This window comes from Vibrio sp. Vf1514 (assembly GCF_052076135.1).
GTDB lineage: Bacteria > Pseudomonadota > Gammaproteobacteria > Enterobacterales > Vibrionaceae > Vibrio > Vibrio furnissii.
In genome coordinates, this window is record NZ_CP197267.1 from 385,608 (window position 1) to 402,738 (window position 17,131).

The window sequence follows — 17,131 nt, forward strand, 5'->3', positions numbered from 1 at the left end:
GGCGCGCTAAATGCTGCTTCGGGCAAGTGCCCGTCCTCGACATGTGAAGCGCGCCTGTCCCATCTACGCTTGTGCCTTCACGTGCTTTTCGATGAAAGTGCGAATCGGTTTGGGCAGGCCGACATCATCCAACTGGTCCAACGGCATCCACTGCTGTTGGGGATTTTCGACGCCCAATTTATCAATTTGCCACACTTTTCCATCGAGTTTGTAATGTGTAAATGTATGTTTGAACGCACCTTTGAGCTTGATGTGCTCCCCAAGCTGCTCCGGTTCAAGATAAATCTGGGGTAAACACCAGAGCGCGCCCCAAATGCCATCGTCCGCTCGTTTTTCGAGCAATAACTTGCCATCGGATTCGAGCCAGAGAAAATGTCCGGGCTTGGTTGGGGTCACTTTCTTGGGTTTGGGCGTCGGCAGTTCACTCACGCGGTTGGTCTGGTAAGCCTTGCATGTTGTTGTGAAGCTGCAGGCATCGCAGGCTGGGTTTTTGGGTTTGCAGAGGGTCGCTCCCATATCGAGAAGCCCTTGCGCATACTGGCGATTATTGTGAGTCGGCGTATACGCTTCGGCTGTGCTCCAAAGCTGCTTATCCACTGCAGAGGTTCCCGGTACGCCTTCAATGCCAAAATAACGGCAAAACAGGCGTTTCACGTTGCCGTCGACGATGGGGCCATAGGTATTGAAGGCAAAGGCGGCGATCGCTCCTGCAGTGTAGCGCCCGACGCCAGGGATGTTTTGTAGGGCGTTGACGTCAGCCGGAAATTCACCGTTCCATGTTTCTTGAATATAGAGGGCCGCTTTGCGTAAATTGCGCGCTCGTGAGTAGTAGCCTAGCCCTTGCCAGTGATTCATGACGGCATCTTCCGTCGCGTTTGCGAGCGCTTCGATGGTTGGGAAACTCGCCATCCAGCGCTCAAAGTAGGGAATGACCGTCACGACTTGCGTCTGTTGCAGCATCACTTCAGACACCAGCACACGATAGGGTGATGGGTTTTGTTGCCACGGCAGATCGTGTCGGCCATGGTGGCGTTGCCAAGTGAGCAGGTGCTCTTGAAATTGCTTCGGTGTGAGCGACGGCATGGTCATTCTATTTAGTCATCCGATGGGGTTAAGTGTTACTGATCAATTCGACGCTGAACGGCGTCGTTCAACCGCGCCGTCTTGCATGGCGCGTCCGATTGTTGGTGGCCGTAGCCGAGTGTTGTGCCTGCATGCCTCATCCTTGGTAAACATTGCGTTTGCGAATCGAGTCACAATTTGCGCGGCATGCATGAGCGTGATGGGGCAAAATTGCACCATAGAATGACAAAGATGTAAAACAGATGATCCAAATTTCAGTGTGATGAACGCCCTTGGGGGGCAAGCGGCAGCGCATGGTGAACACATGCAAAGGACGCGTGTTGGCTGGTGGCAGACGCACTTCGCGTGCCCGCTTGTCGCTTAGGAGTAGATTTCAACGACAATAACACTTGCGCCCAAAGCAATTCTTTGGATAATCACAAGCCCTTTGAGTCGAGACTAAAAATTGAACAGGCAATACCAATGACTGAAGTAACCAAAAACGAGTTCACCGAAGACGGCAAAATTGTGCGTAAAATCCGCAGTTTCGTGCGTCGTGAAGGCCGCCTGACAAAAGGTCAGGAAGCAGCGATGAAAGAGTGCTGGCCAACAATGGGAATTGATTATCAGGATGCGCTGCTGGATTGGCAGCAGGTGTTTGGCAACAACAATCCTGTGGTACTGGAAATCGGCTTTGGTATGGGGGCGTCACTGGTTGAAATGGCCAAAAACGCACCTGAGAAAAACTTCTTCGGTATCGAAGTACACAGCCCAGGCGTGGGTGCGTGCCTGTCCTCCGCTCGCGAAGCGGGCATCACCAACCTGCGCGTGATGTGTCACGATGCGGTGGAAGTGTTTGCCAACATGATTCCAGACAGCAGTCTCGCGACGCTGCAACTGTTCTTCCCCGATCCGTGGCACAAGAAACGTCACCACAAACGCCGTATCGTTCAACTCGAGTTTGCTGAAATGGTGCGTCAGAAGTTGATTCTGGGTGAAGGCGTGTTCCACATGGCGACCGACTGGGAAAACTACGCAGAACACATGGTTGAAGTGATGAATCAAGCGCCGGGTTTTGAGAACATCGCGCAAGAGGGTGACTTTGTCCCTCGTCCGGAAGAGCGTCCGCTGACGAAGTTTGAACAGCGTGGCCATCGTCTGGGACACGGCGTTTGGGACATCAAATACAAACGCATCAGTTAATACTGGACAAGCCGCGGCCGAGCGGCCGATACTAGCTCGGCACGTAACGTGAACGAAAGCCAACATTGCTGCAATGTTGGCTTTTTTGACTGTGTTCCTCAGGAAATCACCGTGGATTTGGTGCGCTCCGCTGGAATAGGGACGATAACAATAAGAAAGTAAAGCCGACACAATGAAACCGACACCAGAATTACTGGCGAGCATATTGGATGACGTTCGCCCACTGATCGGACAAGGAAAAGTCGCGGATTACATACCGGCACTGGCCCAAGTGCCGAACCATAAATTAGGCATGGCGGTCTACACCAATCAAGGTGAGGTCATCAAAGCCGGAGATGCAGACGAAGGATTTTCGATTCAGTCGATCTCCAAAGCCCTGAGCTTGACGCTCGCCATGGGGTTGTATCAACCGGATGAACTGTGGCGCCGCGTGGGCAAAGAGCCCTCTGGGCAAGCGTTCAACTCGCTGATTCAGCTCGAAATGGAGCAGGGGATTCCACGGAACCCGTTCATCAATGCGGGGGCGATTGTGGTGGCCGATATGCTGCACAGCCGATTATCGGCACCGCGCCAGCGTTTGTTGGAATTTGTACGCCAACTGTGCGGCGAAGAGCAGATCATCTACGATAAAGTGGTGGCGAACTCGGAGATGCAGCACAGCGATCGCAATGCGGCGATTGCCTATCTGATGCGCTCATTTGGTAACTTTGACAACGAAGTGCTCCCCGTGTTGACCAACTATTTCCACGCCTGCGCGCTCAACATGAGCTGTGTCGAACTGGCGAAAACCTTCAGTTATCTCGCCAACAAAGGCGTGTCGGTGCTGACCCATGAACGTGTGATCACTGCGACACAAAGTAAGCAGATCAATGCGCTGTTGGCGACTTGTGGTTTGTACGATGGGGCGGGTGAGTTTGCTTATCGGGTCGGGATGCCGGGCAAATCCGGCGTGGGCGGCGGCATTATCGCTGTCGTGCCGGGCGAAATGACGATTGCGGTCTGGTCGCCTGAGCTGGATCCGTCCGGCAACTCGCTGGCAGGCACCAAAGCACTGGAGTTATTCGCGCAGCGCATTGGCCGCTCGATCTTCTAACTTCAAATCCCGTTTAATACGCATTGGGTTGGCCATGCCCCAAAGGGCATGGCGGCACACTCGTCCAAAGCGCGAGGCGCTATCGCCATTTGGCTCGGCATGAAGGACTGAGCCAAATGGGGATTGTTGAGGGGAAGGGCGGTTACTCGTCGTCTGCCATAAACGCTTCCAACAGATCGTTCAGAAACAGTTTTCCTTTCTCGGTGATCTGCCAGTGAGTCTCCGTTTCACTTAGAAACTCTTGTTCAATTGCCCAATCCAATGTGGGTTGAATCACGCTGATAGGCAGGCCGGTGGTGGCGCTGAAATCGGCTTTCGGGCACGGTTCAATCAGGCGAAAGCGGTTCATGAAGAACTCAAACGGCCGATCCACATCCGCCACCAACTGCTCGCTGTCGAGGTAAGGCTTTGCCAGGTTTTGATACGCCGCCAGATAACCGCGCGGGTGTTTGACCTTGGTGGTGCGCACAATGCGCCCATCAGCAAAACTCAGCTTACCGTGCGAGCCACACCCGATGCCAAGGTAGTCACCAAAACGCCAGTAGTTGAGGTTGTGCTGACACTGATAACCCGGCTTGCTGTACCCTGAAATCTCATATTGCACATACCCCGCTGCGGTCAGTTTCTGATGACCGAGTTCGAAGATGTCCCACAGCGCGTCGTCGTCTGGTAAGGTCGGCGGCTTGAAGTAGAACAGGGTGTTCGGCTCAATGGTGAGCTGATACCACGACAGATGCGGCGGCGCGAGTTCGATGGCGCTCTCGAGATCCGCCAGCGCTTGCTCTAATGTTTGATCCGGCAGGCCGTGCATTAGATCGAGGTTAAAGCTATTTAAGCCAATCTGATGTGCCAGTTGGGCGGCTTTGACGGCTTCATCGCGGCCGTGAATACGGCCCAGGCGAGTGAGTTTCTCCGGTTCAAAGCTCTGTACCCCAATCGAAATGCGCGTCACACCCACCTGGCGGTAACCGGCAAAGCGCTCGGCTTCGATGGTGCCCGGGTTGGCTTCCATGGTGATCTCGATGTCGGGTTTGAACGCAATACGCGCTTCAATGCCGCGTAGCAAGCGGCCGATGCCGTCGGGCGAGATCAAACTTGGCGTGCCGCCGCCGATGAAGATCGAGTGCAACAACCGCGGATCGTCCGTCAGTTGATAGCGCTCGATATCGGTGTCGAGATCTTCCAACAGCGCATCAATGTACTCGGTTTCCGGAATGTCGGCTTTGAGCGCATGCGAGTTAAAATCGCAATACGGGCATTTCTGCACGCACCACGGAATGTGTACGTAAAGGCTGAGTGCCGGCGGGGTCAACATCACTGCTTTTGCTCTTCAATCGCCTGAAATAGTTTTTTCAACGCCTGACCGCGGTGCGACAACTGCTTCTTGCGCGCCGGTTCAAGTTGAGCCGATGCGCAGTTGTCTTCCGGAACGAAGAAAATTGGATCGTAACCAAATCCGTTACTACCGTGCGCTTCGGTGAGAATGCGACCTTCCCAACTGCCGTGGCAAACCAGCGGCGTCGGATCGTTCTCATGACGCATCAGTACCAACACGCAGTGGAAACGCGCCGTGCGCTGCGCTTCTGGCACATCTTTCATCGCATCGAGCAGCTTGGCTAGGTTCTGTTGGTCTGTGGCGTGTTCACCCGCGTAGCGCGCAGAATAAACGCCGGGCGCGCCGTCAAGGGCATCCACTTCTAGGCCGGAGTCATCAGCGATGGCCGGTAAGCCGGTTTCTTTGGCCGCGTGGCGCGCTTTGATGATGGCATTTTCGATAAAGGTGGTGCCGGTCTCGGCCACCTCAGAGACATTGAATTCGCTTTGTGCGACCACATCAAACCCAAAATCAGCCAACAGGTCGGCCATTTCACGGACTTTGCCTTGGTTTCCGGTGGCTAAAACAATCTTTTTCATCGCACTCTCTTTTCGGTTAACGGTTACGGTTCAACGTAAAACTTCTGCGTGAATTTCAGCTTGCCAGCGCCTTTGAGGCCGGCGTTGACATCAATATCAAAGCGAAGCTCCTCTTCATTGCTGATCGGAAATTCGGCCAGATAGTAAATCGCACTGCCTTCTTTGACTTCGCTGAATGCCAGTTCGCGCATGTTGCCGATCAGGTTTTTGACCTGACCTGACAGCGTCGCTTCCACGGCGGGTTTGCCCACGGTGCTGGTATCGAGCACGCTGATGTTGAGCACCGCGGAATACCCATTTCGGGTAAGCTGGTAGCTTTTGGCCACCTGCGGCGTCAGAAACGTTGAGTTAAAAGCGGAGTAGTGTACCTCAACATCCTTGATGTTGATCAATTGCTCTGCACTGGCGGGGATGGCCGCGCATGCAAGCAACAGGGCGAGTGTCCATTGACGCATGGTTTTTCTCCTTCTTAAAAAAATAGTCCCCGCCATAGGAGGCGGGGAGCTGGCTATCTAGTCGAGGATGGCTTGAACTTCGGGCGGTATCTGAGCCGGCGTGTGGATGCGAATCTGTTTATGACGCCCCAACTCTCCTTTCTCTATATCGATCAGGCCCTTGGCAACTTTACACTGTTTGGCTAGGTATTTACTGAGATGCGCATTGGCTTTTCCGTCCACCGGTGGCGCGGTGATCGCCACCTTCAGTTCATCCCCGTGTAACCCCACAATGCTGTCGCGGCTGGCCTTGGGTTGAATATAGAGCCGCAGCAATAGATCGTCCCCGTCAAACCAAGCTGCTTTCATTATAGCTGATACCAGATGGGGCCAATGATATCGCCCATCAGGAAGTTGGCAAATTGCAGCACGATAAACAGCACCAGCACGCTGAGATCAAAGCCGCCCATGACTGGAATAATGCGGCGAATCGGCGCCAGCATTGGCTCTGTCAGTTGATGGAACACATACTCCACCGGGCTGCGACCTTGGCTGACCCAGCTGAGAATCGCTCGTAGCACCAGCACCCAGAACAGCAGGCCGCCAGCGGCTTTCACCAGAGACAACAGACCCAGCAGCAGAAAATCAGCACTGAAGACCACGCCGCCTCGTGAAGCGATCAGGATCAACGCGACGTACTTGAGAATACACAGCACGTAACCAAACAGCACAGTGGCCAGATCCAGACTCCCGATTGATGGGATCACGCGACGCAGTGGCCCCACGACCGGTTGCGTTGCTTTGACCACAAACTGAGAAAATGGGTTGTAGAAATCTGCACGTGCTGCTTGTAGCCAGATTCGTAGAATCACGACCATGATATAAATATCAAACAGGGTGGAGATTAGAAAACTCATTGCATTCATAAGAAGCCCTTACTACAGATAAAGGTCACTCATGGGTGAGTGACCGTCAGATTAAAATAATTTTTCCATCTCTTCGGCGCGGCTGACCGCTGCGCGCATTGCTTTCGCCACAATCTCCGTTAACTGATGGTCGTTAAAGGTGCGAATGGCTTCGGCGGTGGTGCCGCCTTTCGATGTCACTTGCTCGCGCAGTGTGGCGAGTTCGATGTCGGGGTTGGCTTGCACCATTTCGGCGGCGCCCAGCGCGGATTGTTGTACCAGCAGGCGCGCGGTGTCTTTATCAAATCCTTGTGCCATCGCTTCGGCTTGCATCGCTTCCATAAACAAGAAGAAGTACGCCGGCGCGCTGCCCGCCGCTGCAATCACGCTGTTGATGCCCGATTCCTGTTCTACCCAGCATACTTTGCCCACGGCGCTCATCAGCTCGGCGGTAAAGGCTTTATCGGCGTCGCAAACCGACGGCGCAGCGTACAGCCCTGCCATGCCGCGATTGACCAGCGATGGCGTGTTTGGCATCACGCGGACCAAATTCAGTGTACTGCCCAGCATGGCATTCAAACGTGCCACGGACACACCTGCGGCGATGGAAATCACCAGCTTGCTGGAAAAGTCGATCGCGTGCAGCGGCTGACAGACGTCGGCCATCAACTGCGGTTTGACCGCCAAGACCACCACGTCAGCTTCGCTTGCCGCAGCTAGGTTGTCGCTGGTGGTGCGAATGCCGTAGTTGTCTTCCAACGGTTTGCGACGCGTTTCCGACGGCGCGGTGGCGATAATGCGTTGCGCTGGGTAGCCGCTACCCACTAAGCCTGCAATGATGGCATGCGCCATGTTGCCTGCGCCAATAAAGGCGATGGTTCTGTGTTCCATGATCATATCCAAATCAAAAATTAGGGTGGATGCCGCGTTACGCGCGGGGGTAATCGCGCTGGCCGAAAATCGCGGTGCCAATGCGCACAATGGTGCTGCCAGCTTCAATCGCCGCCGCCATGTCGCCACTCATCCCCATCGACAGCGTATCGATGCCGTCATATTTCTCGGCCAACTGGTCTTTCAATGCCGCCAGTTGACGAAATGCCGCCAGCTGCGATGCGTAATCCGGCACGTTCTCCGGAATGGACATCAATCCTCTTAAAGTGAGGTTTGGCAGGCCGGAAATCAATTCCGCAAGTGTAAATAAATCATTCTCGCTGACGCCAGATTTCGAGGCTTCACCACTGGTGTTCACTTGAATCAGCACCTGCAATGGCGGCAAATGGGCGGGGCGCTGCTCACTCAGACGCTGCGCAATCTTGGCGCGGTCAATGGTGTGCATCCAGTCGAAATGCTCGGCGATCAGCCTTGTTTTGTTGGATTGCAATGGGCCGATGAAGTGCCATTCAAGGTCCAATTCCGGGTGATGCTCGGCAAAAAACTGCACTTTATCGCAGCCTTCCTGCACGTAGTTTTCACCAAAGGCACGCTGACCGGCCTCTGCTGCTTCGAGAATTGCCTCGACGGGTTTGGTTTTACTGACCGCCAGAAGTTGCACAGAGCTTCGAGAACGGCCACACTTTTGCTGTGCGTTTTCGATCTGTGAAGTGATATGTTCAAGATTTTGTTGAATACTACTCATAGCCAGACTTTAGTAAGGAAAATAGATGGATATCTCTGAGTTACTGGAATTTAGTGTAAAGCATAATGCGTCAGATCTACATCTTTCTGCGGGCGTTCCTCCGATGGTGCGCATTGATGGCGAGGTGAGAAAGCTTGGTGTGCCTGCGTTTACACACGCTGACGTGCATCGATTAATTTTTGAAATCATGAATGATGCCCAGCGCAGTGAGTACGAAGAAAAGCTGGAAGTGGACTTTTCCTTTGAATTACCGGATATCGGTCGTTTTCGTGTCAACGCTTTCCATCAATCGCGCGGCGCATCCGCGGTTTTTCGGACCATTCCAACGACGATTCCAACGCTAGAGCAACTGCATGCGCCGGACATCTTCAACAAAATCGCCAATTACGAGAAAGGACTGGTATTGGTGACGGGGCCTACGGGCTCGGGTAAATCGACTACATTGGCCGCGATGGTTGATTACATTAACGCCACCCACAACAAGCATGTGCTGACCATCGAAGATCCGATTGAGTTTGTGCACAGCAACAACAAATGTTTGATCAACCAACGTGAAGTGCACCGCGATACGCACAGTTTTAAAAATGCGCTGCGCAGTGCACTGCGTGAAGATCCGGATGTGATTCTGGTCGGTGAGCTGCGCGATCAAGAGACCATCAGCTTAGCGCTGACGGCGGCGGAAACCGGTCATTTGGTGTTTGGGACGCTGCACACCAGTTCGGCGGCGAAAACCATTGACCGCATCATTGACGTGTTTCCGGGCAGTGATAAAGACATGGTGCGTTCGATGTTGTCAGAATCGCTGCGCGCGGTGATTGCGCAGAAACTGCTCAAACGTCTCGGCGGTGGGCGGGTGGCGTGTCATGAAATCATGTTGGCGACGCCGGCGATTCGTAACTTGATCCGCGAAGACAAAGTCGCGCAGATGTATTCGATCATTCAGACGGGCGCGGCGCATGGCATGCAAACCATGGAACAGAACGCCAAGCAGTTGATCGCACAAGGGCTGGTGGATCCGGCGGAAGTGCAGAAGAAAATTGAACTGGAAATGTCCGCATTTTAAGAGAGAACAAGATGCAACTTGAGGAGTGCCTGCAAGGCATGATGACGCATAAAGCGTCGGATCTGTATATCACTGTGGGCGCGCCCGTGTTGTATCGGGTCGATGGTGAACTGCGCGCCCACGGCGACGCGCTGAATGAAGCGCAGGTCAGGGCGCTGTTGGCCGCGATGATGGATGACACGCGCCATGCCGACTACTTGGCGACGCGTGAAGCCAACTTTGCCATTGTGCGTGATTTAGGGCGCTTTCGCGTCAGCGCTTTTTTTCAGCGCGAGCTGCCCGGCGCAGTGATCCGCCGCATTGAAACGCAAATTCCCACGTTTGATGAACTCAAACTGCCACCCGTGTTGAAAGATCTCTCGATTGCCAAACGCGGTTTGGTGTTGGTGGTGGGGGCGACTGGATCGGGGAAATCGACCACCATGGCCGCGATGACCGGGTATCGCAATATGCATCGCACCGGGCATATTCTCACCGTTGAAGATCCGATTGAATTTGTCCATGAACATCAGCGCTGCATCGTGACGCAGCGCGAAGTGGGATTGGATACGGAAAGCTATGAAGTGGCGCTGAAGAACTCGCTGCGTCAGGCGCCGGACATGATTTTGATCGGCGAGATCCGCAGTCGGGAAACCATGGAATACGCGATGACGTTTGCCGAAACGGGGCATTTGTGCATGGCCACTTTGCACGCCAACAACGCCAACCAAGCGCTTGAACGGATTTTACATCTGGTGCCGAAAGAGCAGCGTGAACAATTTCTGTTTGATTTGTCGATGAACCTTAAAGGGGTTGTCGGCCAGCAACTGATCCGCGATAAAAATGGCCAAGGGCGTCACGGGGTGTTTGAAGTGCTGCTCAACAGTCCGCGGGTGTCGGACATCATTCGTCGCGGCGAGCTGCATGAGTTGAAAAACACCATGGCGAAATCGAAAGAGGTCGGCATGCAGACGTTTGATCAGGCGCTGTATCAGTTGGTGGTTGAGCACAAGATCAGTGAGCAAGATGCGCTGCACAGTGCTGATTCGGCCAATGATCTGCGCTTGATGCTCAAGACGCAGCGGGGCGATGTGACCAGCAGCGGGTCGCTGGATCATGTGCAAATCGACATGGAATAAAAAACAGCCACGACAGTGGCTGTTTTTCTTTGTGTTTGTTGAGGAGGGTGTTCGTTGAGGGCGGTATTTGCAGAGGACGTTGTCAGAGGAACAGGGTTACTCGTTCCACAAGCTCTCAAACCAGCTTTCCAGAATGATGACCGCCGACTGGCAATCGACATTGCCTTTGCTCAATGCTTTATAGCCACCCATCGAGAACAGCTCCGAGCGCGCTTCCGTGGTCGAGAGGCGTTCATCGTGCAGTTCAACCGGTAAACCGAAACGGCCATGCAGGCGCTGAGCGAATTTTTTCGCCCGCGGCGTGATGGTTTCCAGTGCTTTGCCGTGTAGATCGGTCGGCAAACCAATCACCAACAGATCCGGTTGCCACTCTTTGATCTGCTTTTCAATCTCATCCCAATTCGGAATGCCGTCGTTGGCTTTGAAGGCTTTCAGCGGTGACGCGGTGCCCGTGATCTCTTGGCCGATCGCGCTGCCGATACTTTTGGTGCCAAAATCAAACGCCATAATGGTACGTGACATAGGGTGTTTCTCGTGGGTCTTACGGTAAAAAATAAACAGCGCTTCGAGAAGCGCTGCTGTGATTAAGCGTGGCCAGATTGGGTCGATAACTGGTGCGGATTAATGCCGAGCTTTTGAATCGCCTTGTTCCATTTTTCGTCGATCGGGGTGTTAAAGATCAGCTCCGGATCGGCTTCAATCGTCAGCCAGGAGTTCTCCGCCAGTTCATCTTCCAACTGACCCGGCGACCAGCCAGAGTAGCCAAGGGCGACGATGTAGCCGCTGGGTTCTGCTTCGGTGCCGAGCACGGTCAAAATGTCTTTGGATGTGGTGACGGCAATGTCGTCGGTCATTCGAATGCTAGATTCGTAATGATCTTTGGGACGATGCAGAATAAATCCGCGATCTTCCGACACCGGGCCGCCATTGAATACCGGACGTTTCAGGCTCTCTTCGTGTGATTGCGGATACGCCGGTTCCACTTCCACTTGCTGCAACATGCCGCCGACCGTAATGTCGATCGGCGCGTTGATCATCAGCCCCATCGCGCCTTCTTCGTTATGCTCGCAGATGTAGATAACACTGTGCTTGAAGTACGGATCCTTCATGCTGGGCATCGCTACGAGAAAATAGTTCGTCAGATTCATCTTGTCTCCAACCTTCTAGCGTTCAGGAGCCCATGCTCCTACAGTGACAAGGCTTTCACACGACGCTCGATCGCGTCCATGAGTTTGCCCGTGATGGAGATGTCAAACGCCGCCTCAATTTCACGAATACAGGTTGGGCTGGTGACGTTAATCTCAGTCAGTTTATTGCCAATCACGTCGAGGCCAACAAAGATCAAGCCTTTCTCTTTCAGGATTGGTGCCACGGTTTCTGCAATTTGGCGATCCGTATCGCTCAATGGACGTGCTTCACCGCGTCCACCGGCGGCGAGGTTCCCACGGGTTTCCCCTTGTGCTGGAATGCGCGCCAAGCAGTAAGGCATCGGTTCACCATCTACCACCAGAATGCGTTTGTCACCGTTGCTGATGTCGGGGACGAACGTTTGCGCCATGCAGTAATTCTGGCCGTGGTTCGTCAGGGTTTCGATGATCACCGACACGTTCGGATCGCCTTGTTTGACGCGGAAAATGGAAGCGCCGCCCATGCCGTCCAGCGGTTTCAAAATCACATCCCCATGTTGTTCGCGAAAGGCTTTAATTTTTTCGGCTTTACGCGTCACGATGGTGGTTGGCGTCAATTCCGGGAACCATGCGGTGAACAGTTTTTCGTTGCAGTCACGCAGGCTCTGCGGTTTGTTGACGATCAGCGCGCCGTCATCTTCCGCTCGCTCTAGAATATACGTGGCGTAGATGTATTCGGTATCAAATGGTGGATCTTTACGCATCAAGACGGCATCCAGTTCAGACAAGACGATGGTCTGTTCTGATTTGAATTCGTACCAGCCGTTTGGATCTTCTTTTAGCTCGACGACTTTGGTGTCCGCCATGGCGACGCCTTGATCTAAGTGTAGATCATTCATTTCCATGTAATGAATTTCGTAGCCGCGACGTTGCGCTTCGAGCATCATGGCGAAGCTGGAATCTTTCTTGATGTTAATGGACGAAATCGGGTCCATAACGATACCGAGTTTAATCATTGCTCATCTCCGTTAGCCAAGATCGCCGAAACGAACTTGCAGGGCTGTAATTGCGGTGAGCGCTGCGGTTTCGGTGCGTAGCACGCGAGGGCCCAGCAGCGTCTCTTCAAAATGGTATTGTTGAGTCATGTCGATCTCTTCTGCCGACAGACCACCTTCCGGACCGATCAGCAAGCGCACTTTGGTCACTGGCTCTGGAAGGGTATTGATGGAATATTTTGCGCGTGGATGCAGGTTGAGTTTGAGCGCGTCGGTTTGCTCGGCGCACCACGCTTCCAGCGTCATAATCGGGCGAATATCAGGCACCACGTTCCGGCCGCATTGTTCGCACGCACTGATGGCGATTTTCTGCCATTGTTGCAGTTTTTTCTCGAAACGTTTGGCATCGAGTTTCACGCCGCAACGTTCAGACAACAGCGGTGTGATGGTATTGACCCCCAATTCAACGGACTTCTGAATGGTGAATTCCATTTTGTCGCCACGTGAAATCACTTGACCTAAATGCAGGTTCAATGGCGATTCAAGATTGGTGTCGATGCGCTCGGCCAAGTCGACCACGACCTGTTTTTTCCCCGCTTCATGAATGATGGCCGGAAATTCGGCGCCGCTGCCGTCAAACACCAAGACTTCCTGACCTTCTTGCATACGCAACACGCGGGCGATGTGGCCTGCGGCGTCGTCGCTTAAGGCCAAGGGGCCAAGGTGAGTGATCGGTTGCGGGTGGTAGATACGGGGAACTCGCATGCTGTTTTTCCTGAAATTACGCTGGTTACTGGCATCTAACATGGATGCTCAAAGTGAAAAAAACAAGGGCAATGACAGGATTGCCCAGAGATTGCCTAGAGATTGTATTAGCTACTGCACTGTTGGCGCACAAATGGGTTGTGGTTGCCCTGAACGTTGAAGATGCGCTGATCGCGTTCGCACTCCCATGAATCGACCGGATATTGGCGATTCCACACCTGCATCAATTGCGTCTGTGATTTAGAGAGGCGAAACCCGTACTCCTGACTCATGTAGAGATACGTCCGTGCAATGGCGCCGCGGGCGCGTTCGGGCGGCATCACTTTGCGCTGCTGGAAGTTGACCTGAATTTCACACTGGCCATAAGTGGCGCCATCAATGCCATGCCACTGACTGAAATTGAGGTTGGAGCGATCGCCATTGACCTCGCCAATGGCGGGCGTCAGGTTGTGCAGATCCGCTTCCATGCGTTTGAACGCCGTATCGTGGCGGCTGCATTGTTTGCGTCCACCTTGCTGCCAACATTGGAGCTGATGACCAAATTGCCATGCAGGCACTACGTGCTCCCATTCAATTCGGCTGGCGCGTTTTTCCTGCTTGCGGACTTGGTAGCCGCAACCTTTCAAATCGGGCGTGCCTTTTTTGCCCTGCCATTGAATATCACAGCCACAATAAAAGGTGACTGGGTGATCCTGATAAATCTTCACGGCCTCTCTTTTGGCCTGTGAAAACGAAGCGGGCGCGGACGCCCACGCAAAAGAGGCGGCCAATAACAGGCTGCCAGTGAGTAACAAGCGAAAACGAAACATAAGTAAAGACTGTTTTTAGTATGATTTTTCTCAGTCTATCACTCAAAAATTTGAAATCTAGCACGCGGTTGCAAGAAGCTGGCGTGTTTGGTTCGAAGGGTTACGATTCCTGCTGTCGCACGAGGCGCAGGTTGCCGATTACGACAGCTGTTGGCCGGTAAACGTCAGGGTTTGATGGCATTGCTGACAGCGATACACCGCTTGGTGACGCTGCACTTTGTTATGGCGACGAATGGATAGCGGGTAACGATTGCAGGCGCACAGATACTCGAACGTTTTTCCTTGCACCGAGGCCACCGAAAAGCGGTGTGTGGTGTTGGCTGCAATGGCGAAGACCTGCGTCATTACATGTTGCCATTCTGCGCCATGCGGTCTGACTCGGCCATAAACGGCATGCGTGATCAAATGAGCGATTTCGTGAGGAATCACTTCATCGAGAAATGCTTGGCGGTTTTCGGTAAACAGCACGGGGTTGAGGCGAATTTCCCACAGTTGCAGATAGGCTTTGCCTGCGACTTTACCGCGCAGACGAAAACTGAGTTCGGGCATAGAAAACTTCCGGCCAAAGTGACGGGATGCGATGTCGATACATCGTTGAATTTGCGCTTTGGCGCGATATTGCAGTTCAAAATCGACCAAGAAAACTCTCCAAAAAAAAGCCTCAACACAGGGTTGAGGCAATCATAACACCAATTGCAATGTCAGGTTGGAGACCTTAAGTGTTGTGTTTCTTTTTAATAATTGCGTGATACGCATGCCACGTGCTGTATCCCAGAATCGGCATGGTAAACAACATGCCAATGCCGTAGGTGGCAAAGCCAATCAGGATGCCACCGCAGATGATGCCCGCCCAGACGATCATGGCTGGAATGTTCGATTTCACCGCGTTAAAGCTGGTAAATACGGCGGTCATGACATCGACGCGGCGTTCCATCATCAGTGGAATCGAAAAGGCTGAGATACTGAAAATGATGCAGGCGATGACAAAACCGACCAACGAGCCGATGACTAAAAATGGCAGAAAGTCGGTCAGTGGTGCGCCTTGCACCGACGGATAGAGTGCGTGCAGCAGCGCGGCAATGCGCATCCAGAAAATCATGGCAACGACCAACATCACCGCAAAGGCCCATTGTGAGCTGGAGTTGCGTGTAATCGCTTTGATGGAGTGCAGCAAACCGGCGGTGTGGCCTTTTTCGCGTTCCCAACTGGCGGCGTACAAACCGAGCGACAAGAAGGGACCAATCAGCATATAGACCACCAAGCTTGGCAGGATCACCAGATGGGTGCCTTGCCATTGCACCAGCAGCACAATGCCAATTGCGGCGGCCATGAAGCACACCCCGTAAAAGGCACTGATGAGCGGCATGCGAATGAAGTCATGGAGTCCAAGCGCAAGCCAGTGAAATGGAGTCGACACACTGATCGTGTTGCACGGCAGCGTGCGGGCGTACTCCTGTGGGCTGACTTCTTTGTTTTTCTGGTCGAAGTCAGAAGGGTTAACCGTCCGAGGCATACATCCTCCTTGATCGAGGTGGCAGAGAAAAGTGTTCAGCATGCGATGCTCGCGACAACTGACCTGCTGCGCCGCAACGCGGTGTGGTGTTGCTTTCGTCAATGAGGCGTCATTGTAGTGGTCTCATTAACACTTTATTAACTATTGATGACGAGTCTCAAAAATACAAATGGATTGCACAAATTTTGTACACATTGCGGGGTGTTATCGAACTGCGGGCAATAAAAAAGCCCTTGTCGTGTGACAAGGGCTTTTTCAGTATTCGTGTGGCTTATTTTAGGCCAGCGAAATCGCGCAGTTCAGCCGCTTTATTGGTCGCTTCCCAAGGGAACTCTTCGCGACCGAAGTGGCCGTATGCCGCTGTTTTCTTGTAGATAGGTTGAAGCAGGCTCAGCATCTCTTGCAGACCGTAAGGACGCAGGTCGAAGAACTGGCGTACCGCTGCAATGATGATGTCGTGAGACACTTTCTCAGTACCGAACGTTTCTACCATGATAGACGTTGGATCCGCTACACCGATTGCGTAAGACAGTTGAATCTCACAACGATCAGCCATGCCCGCTGCAACGATGTTTTTCGCAACATAACGTGCTGCGTAAGCCGCTGAACGGTCTACTTTTGATGGATCTTTACCTGAGAACGCACCGCCACCGTGACGTGCTGCGCCGCCGTAGGTATCCACGATGATCTTACGACCTGTCAGACCACAGTCACCCATTGGACCGCCGATCACGAAACGACCGGTTGGGTTGATGAAGTATTTGGTGTCTTTGCTCAACCATTCTGCTGGCAGAACCGGTTTGATGATCTCTTCCATGACCGCTTCACGCAGATCTGCAGTCGAGATGGAATCGCTGTGCTGAGTCGACAGAACCACTGCATCAATACCCACGATTTTGCCATCGTTGTATTGGAAGGTAACCTGTGATTTTGCATCCGGACGCAACCAAGGTAGCGTGCCGTCTTTACGGACTTTCGCTTGACGCTCAACCAAACGGTGAGAGTAAGTGATCGGTGCTGGCATCAGCACTTCGGTTTCGTTACAGGCGTAGCCGAACATGATGCCTTGGTCACCGGCACCTTGCTCTTTCGGATCGGTTTTATCAACACCTTGGTTGATGTCTGGAGACTGTTTACCAATGGTGTTCAAGATGGCACATGAGTTGGCGTCAAAACCCATATCTGAATGGATGTAACCAATTTCGCGTACCGTTTCACGAGTCAGCTCTTCGATATCCACCCACGCTGATGTTGTGATCTCACCACCGACCATTACCATGCCGGTTTTAACGTAAGTTTCACAAGCAACACGTGCTTTTGGATCTTGTTCCAAAATGGCATCTAGAACCGCATCAGAGATTTGGTCTGCGATTTTATCTGGATGACCTTCTGATACCGATTCAGAAGTAAACAAGTGCTTAGCCATGATAGCTCCAATTCTATAATCAAAAGAGTAGCGGGGGAGGCCGCTACTCTGCAAAATCGTTCAATATG

General features: G+C 53.0%; 20 protein-coding genes. 4 read left to right on the forward strand and 16 right to left on the reverse strand.

Going from position 1 to position 17,131, the window contains the following annotated elements; genetic code table 11:
• Nucleotides 1-63: 63 nt before the first annotated feature.
• The gene (gene mutY / locus ACS18Q_RS01850) at nucleotides 64-1,083 is read right to left on the reverse strand and encodes an A/G-specific adenine glycosylase (protein WP_441257309.1); all 1,020 of its coding nucleotides are present in this window, start codon (nucleotides 1,081-1,083) and stop codon (nucleotides 64-66) included.
• Nucleotides 1,084-1,545: 462 nt separating this feature from the next.
• Between mutY and trmB the strand changes: the two genes are divergently transcribed.
• A complete protein-coding gene (gene trmB / locus ACS18Q_RS01855) occupies nucleotides 1,546-2,265 on the forward strand; it encodes a tRNA (guanosine(46)-N7)-methyltransferase TrmB (protein WP_004724268.1) in 720 nt (239 codons plus the stop codon).
• Between the two features lie 172 nt (nucleotides 2,266-2,437).
• A complete protein-coding gene (gene glsB, locus ACS18Q_RS01860) occupies nucleotides 2,438-3,358 on the forward strand; it encodes a glutaminase B (protein WP_004724267.1) in 921 nt (306 codons plus the stop codon).
• A 142-nt stretch (nucleotides 3,359-3,500) separates the two neighbouring features.
• Here the strand turns inward: glsB and hemW are convergent, their stop codons facing one another.
• From hemW to ACS18Q_RS01895, 7 genes are read right to left on the reverse strand one after another with little or no spacing between them, the layout of a single operon-like run.
• A complete protein-coding gene (hemW, locus tag ACS18Q_RS01865; protein ID WP_004724266.1) occupies nucleotides 3,501-4,673 on the reverse strand; it encodes a radical SAM family heme chaperone HemW in 1,173 nt (390 codons plus the stop codon).
• Nucleotides 4,673-5,272 carry an XTP/dITP diphosphatase gene (locus tag ACS18Q_RS01870; protein ID WP_055467258.1) on the reverse strand — a complete coding sequence of 200 codons (600 nt, stop codon included), beginning with the start codon at nucleotides 5,270-5,272 and terminating at the stop codon, nucleotides 4,673-4,675. Before ACS18Q_RS01870 ends, hemW begins: the two co-directional genes overlap by 1 nt.
• Nucleotides 5,273-5,295: 23 nt before the next feature.
• Nucleotides 5,296-5,727, reverse strand: coding sequence for a DUF4426 domain-containing protein (locus tag ACS18Q_RS01875; RefSeq protein WP_412499290.1), 432 nt, complete (start codon nucleotides 5,725-5,727; stop codon nucleotides 5,296-5,298).
• 57 nt (nucleotides 5,728-5,784) lie between these two features.
• On the reverse strand, nucleotides 5,785-6,078 hold the full coding sequence (gene yggU / locus ACS18Q_RS01880) for a DUF167 family protein YggU (RefSeq protein ID WP_038150700.1): 294 nt from the start codon (nucleotides 6,076-6,078) through the stop codon (nucleotides 5,785-5,787).
• Nucleotides 6,075-6,632 carry a YggT family protein gene (locus ACS18Q_RS01885; RefSeq protein WP_004724262.1) on the reverse strand — a complete coding sequence of 186 codons (558 nt, stop codon included), beginning with the start codon at nucleotides 6,630-6,632 and terminating at the stop codon, nucleotides 6,075-6,077. The genes yggU and ACS18Q_RS01885 overlap by 4 nt, the downstream gene beginning before the upstream one ends.
• Before the next feature lie 51 nt (nucleotides 6,633-6,683).
• Complete coding sequence (proC, locus tag ACS18Q_RS01890; protein WP_004724261.1) at nucleotides 6,684-7,502, reverse strand: pyrroline-5-carboxylate reductase; 819 nt, start codon at nucleotides 7,500-7,502, stop codon at nucleotides 6,684-6,686.
• Nucleotides 7,503-7,539: 37 nt separating this feature from the next.
• Entirely contained in the window at nucleotides 7,540-8,247 is a 708-nt protein-coding gene (locus ACS18Q_RS01895) for a YggS family pyridoxal phosphate-dependent enzyme (protein WP_014205824.1), read from the reverse strand.
• A 25-nt stretch (nucleotides 8,248-8,272) separates the two neighbouring features.
• Between ACS18Q_RS01895 and ACS18Q_RS01900 the strand changes: the two genes are divergently transcribed.
• Both ACS18Q_RS01900 and ACS18Q_RS01905 read left to right on the forward strand, forming a co-directional pair.
• Nucleotides 8,273-9,310: a type IV pilus twitching motility protein PilT gene (locus tag ACS18Q_RS01900; RefSeq protein WP_004724259.1), complete on the forward strand. Its 1,038-nt coding sequence runs from the start codon at nucleotides 8,273-8,275 to the stop codon at nucleotides 9,308-9,310.
• 11 nt (nucleotides 9,311-9,321) lie between these two features.
• Nucleotides 9,322-10,428, forward strand: coding sequence for a PilT/PilU family type 4a pilus ATPase (locus ACS18Q_RS01905; RefSeq protein WP_441257310.1), 1,107 nt, complete (start codon nucleotides 9,322-9,324; stop codon nucleotides 10,426-10,428).
• A 96-nt stretch (nucleotides 10,429-10,524) separates the two neighbouring features.
• Here the strand turns inward: ACS18Q_RS01905 and ruvX are convergent, their stop codons facing one another.
• The 8 genes from ruvX to metK form a co-directional block, all read right to left on the reverse strand.
• Nucleotides 10,525-10,950 (reverse strand): Holliday junction resolvase RuvX, encoded by a 426-nt coding sequence (gene ruvX / locus ACS18Q_RS01910; RefSeq protein ID WP_055467261.1) that lies wholly within the window; start codon nucleotides 10,948-10,950, stop codon nucleotides 10,525-10,527.
• A gap of 62 nt (nucleotides 10,951-11,012) precedes the next feature.
• A complete protein-coding gene (locus ACS18Q_RS01915; protein WP_441257311.1) occupies nucleotides 11,013-11,576 on the reverse strand; it encodes a YqgE/AlgH family protein in 564 nt (187 codons plus the stop codon).
• 38 nt (nucleotides 11,577-11,614) lie between these two features.
• Nucleotides 11,615-12,571 carry a glutathione synthase gene (gshB, locus tag ACS18Q_RS01920; protein WP_441257312.1) on the reverse strand — a complete coding sequence of 319 codons (957 nt, stop codon included), beginning with the start codon at nucleotides 12,569-12,571 and terminating at the stop codon, nucleotides 11,615-11,617.
• 12 nt (nucleotides 12,572-12,583) lie between these two features.
• Complete coding sequence (gene rsmE / locus ACS18Q_RS01925; protein WP_441257313.1) at nucleotides 12,584-13,315, reverse strand: 16S rRNA (uracil(1498)-N(3))-methyltransferase; 732 nt, start codon at nucleotides 13,313-13,315, stop codon at nucleotides 12,584-12,586.
• Nucleotides 13,316-13,422: 107 nt separating this feature from the next.
• Nucleotides 13,423-14,124: an endonuclease gene (locus ACS18Q_RS01930; protein WP_232658425.1), complete on the reverse strand. Its 702-nt coding sequence runs from the start codon at nucleotides 14,122-14,124 to the stop codon at nucleotides 13,423-13,425.
• A 138-nt stretch (nucleotides 14,125-14,262) separates the two neighbouring features.
• A complete protein-coding gene (locus ACS18Q_RS01935; protein ID WP_004724252.1) occupies nucleotides 14,263-14,763 on the reverse strand; it encodes a SprT family zinc-dependent metalloprotease in 501 nt (166 codons plus the stop codon).
• Between the two features lie 76 nt (nucleotides 14,764-14,839).
• Nucleotides 14,840-15,637 carry a DUF2189 domain-containing protein gene (locus ACS18Q_RS01940; protein ID WP_014205819.1) on the reverse strand — a complete coding sequence of 266 codons (798 nt, stop codon included), beginning with the start codon at nucleotides 15,635-15,637 and terminating at the stop codon, nucleotides 14,840-14,842.
• Between the two features lie 271 nt (nucleotides 15,638-15,908).
• Nucleotides 15,909-17,063: a methionine adenosyltransferase gene (gene metK, locus ACS18Q_RS01945; protein ID WP_004724250.1), complete on the reverse strand. Its 1,155-nt coding sequence runs from the start codon at nucleotides 17,061-17,063 to the stop codon at nucleotides 15,909-15,911.
• Nucleotides 17,064-17,131 lie beyond the last annotated feature (68 nt).

Coding starts and splice junctions, on each gene's coding strand:
- ACS18Q_RS01940 (WP_014205819.1), bottom strand. CDS start 15,637: ATGCCTCGGACGGTTAACCCTTCTGACTTCGACCAGAAAAACAAAGAA.
- rsmE (WP_441257313.1), bottom strand. CDS start 13,315: ATGCGAGTTCCCCGTATCTACCACCCGCAACCGATCACTCACCTTGGC.
- glsB (WP_004724267.1), top strand. CDS start 2,438: ATGAAACCGACACCAGAATTACTGGCGAGCATATTGGATGACGTTCGC.
- ACS18Q_RS01915 (WP_441257311.1), bottom strand. CDS start 11,576: ATGAATCTGACGAACTATTTTCTCGTAGCGATGCCCAGCATGAAGGAT.
- ruvX (WP_055467261.1), bottom strand. CDS start 10,950: ATGTCACGTACCATTATGGCGTTTGATTTTGGCACCAAAAGTATCGGC.
- ACS18Q_RS01900 (WP_004724259.1), top strand. CDS start 8,273: ATGGATATCTCTGAGTTACTGGAATTTAGTGTAAAGCATAATGCGTCA.
- mutY (WP_441257309.1), bottom strand. CDS start 1,083: ATGCCGTCGCTCACACCGAAGCAATTTCAAGAGCACCTGCTCACTTGG.
- ACS18Q_RS01885 (WP_004724262.1), bottom strand. CDS start 6,632: ATGAATGCAATGAGTTTTCTAATCTCCACCCTGTTTGATATTTATATC.
- ACS18Q_RS01875 (WP_412499290.1), bottom strand. CDS start 5,727: ATGCGTCAATGGACACTCGCCCTGTTGCTTGCATGCGCGGCCATCCCC.
- ACS18Q_RS01930 (WP_232658425.1), bottom strand. CDS start 14,124: ATGTTTCGTTTTCGCTTGTTACTCACTGGCAGCCTGTTATTGGCCGCC.
- proC (WP_004724261.1), bottom strand. CDS start 7,502: ATGGAACACAGAACCATCGCCTTTATTGGCGCAGGCAACATGGCGCAT.
- ACS18Q_RS01870 (WP_055467258.1), bottom strand. CDS start 5,272: ATGAAAAAGATTGTTTTAGCCACCGGAAACCAAGGCAAAGTCCGTGAA.
- ACS18Q_RS01895 (WP_014205824.1), bottom strand. CDS start 8,247: ATGAGTAGTATTCAACAAAATCTTGAACATATCACTTCACAGATCGAA.
- gshB (WP_441257312.1), bottom strand. CDS start 12,571: ATGATTAAACTCGGTATCGTTATGGACCCGATTTCGTCCATTAACATC.
- hemW (WP_004724266.1), bottom strand. CDS start 4,673: ATGTTGACCCCGCCGGCACTCAGCCTTTACGTACACATTCCGTGGTGC.
- metK (WP_004724250.1), bottom strand. CDS start 17,063: ATGGCTAAGCACTTGTTTACTTCTGAATCGGTATCAGAAGGTCATCCA.
- trmB (WP_004724268.1), top strand. CDS start 1,546: ATGACTGAAGTAACCAAAAACGAGTTCACCGAAGACGGCAAAATTGTG.
- ACS18Q_RS01905 (WP_441257310.1), top strand. CDS start 9,322: ATGCAACTTGAGGAGTGCCTGCAAGGCATGATGACGCATAAAGCGTCG.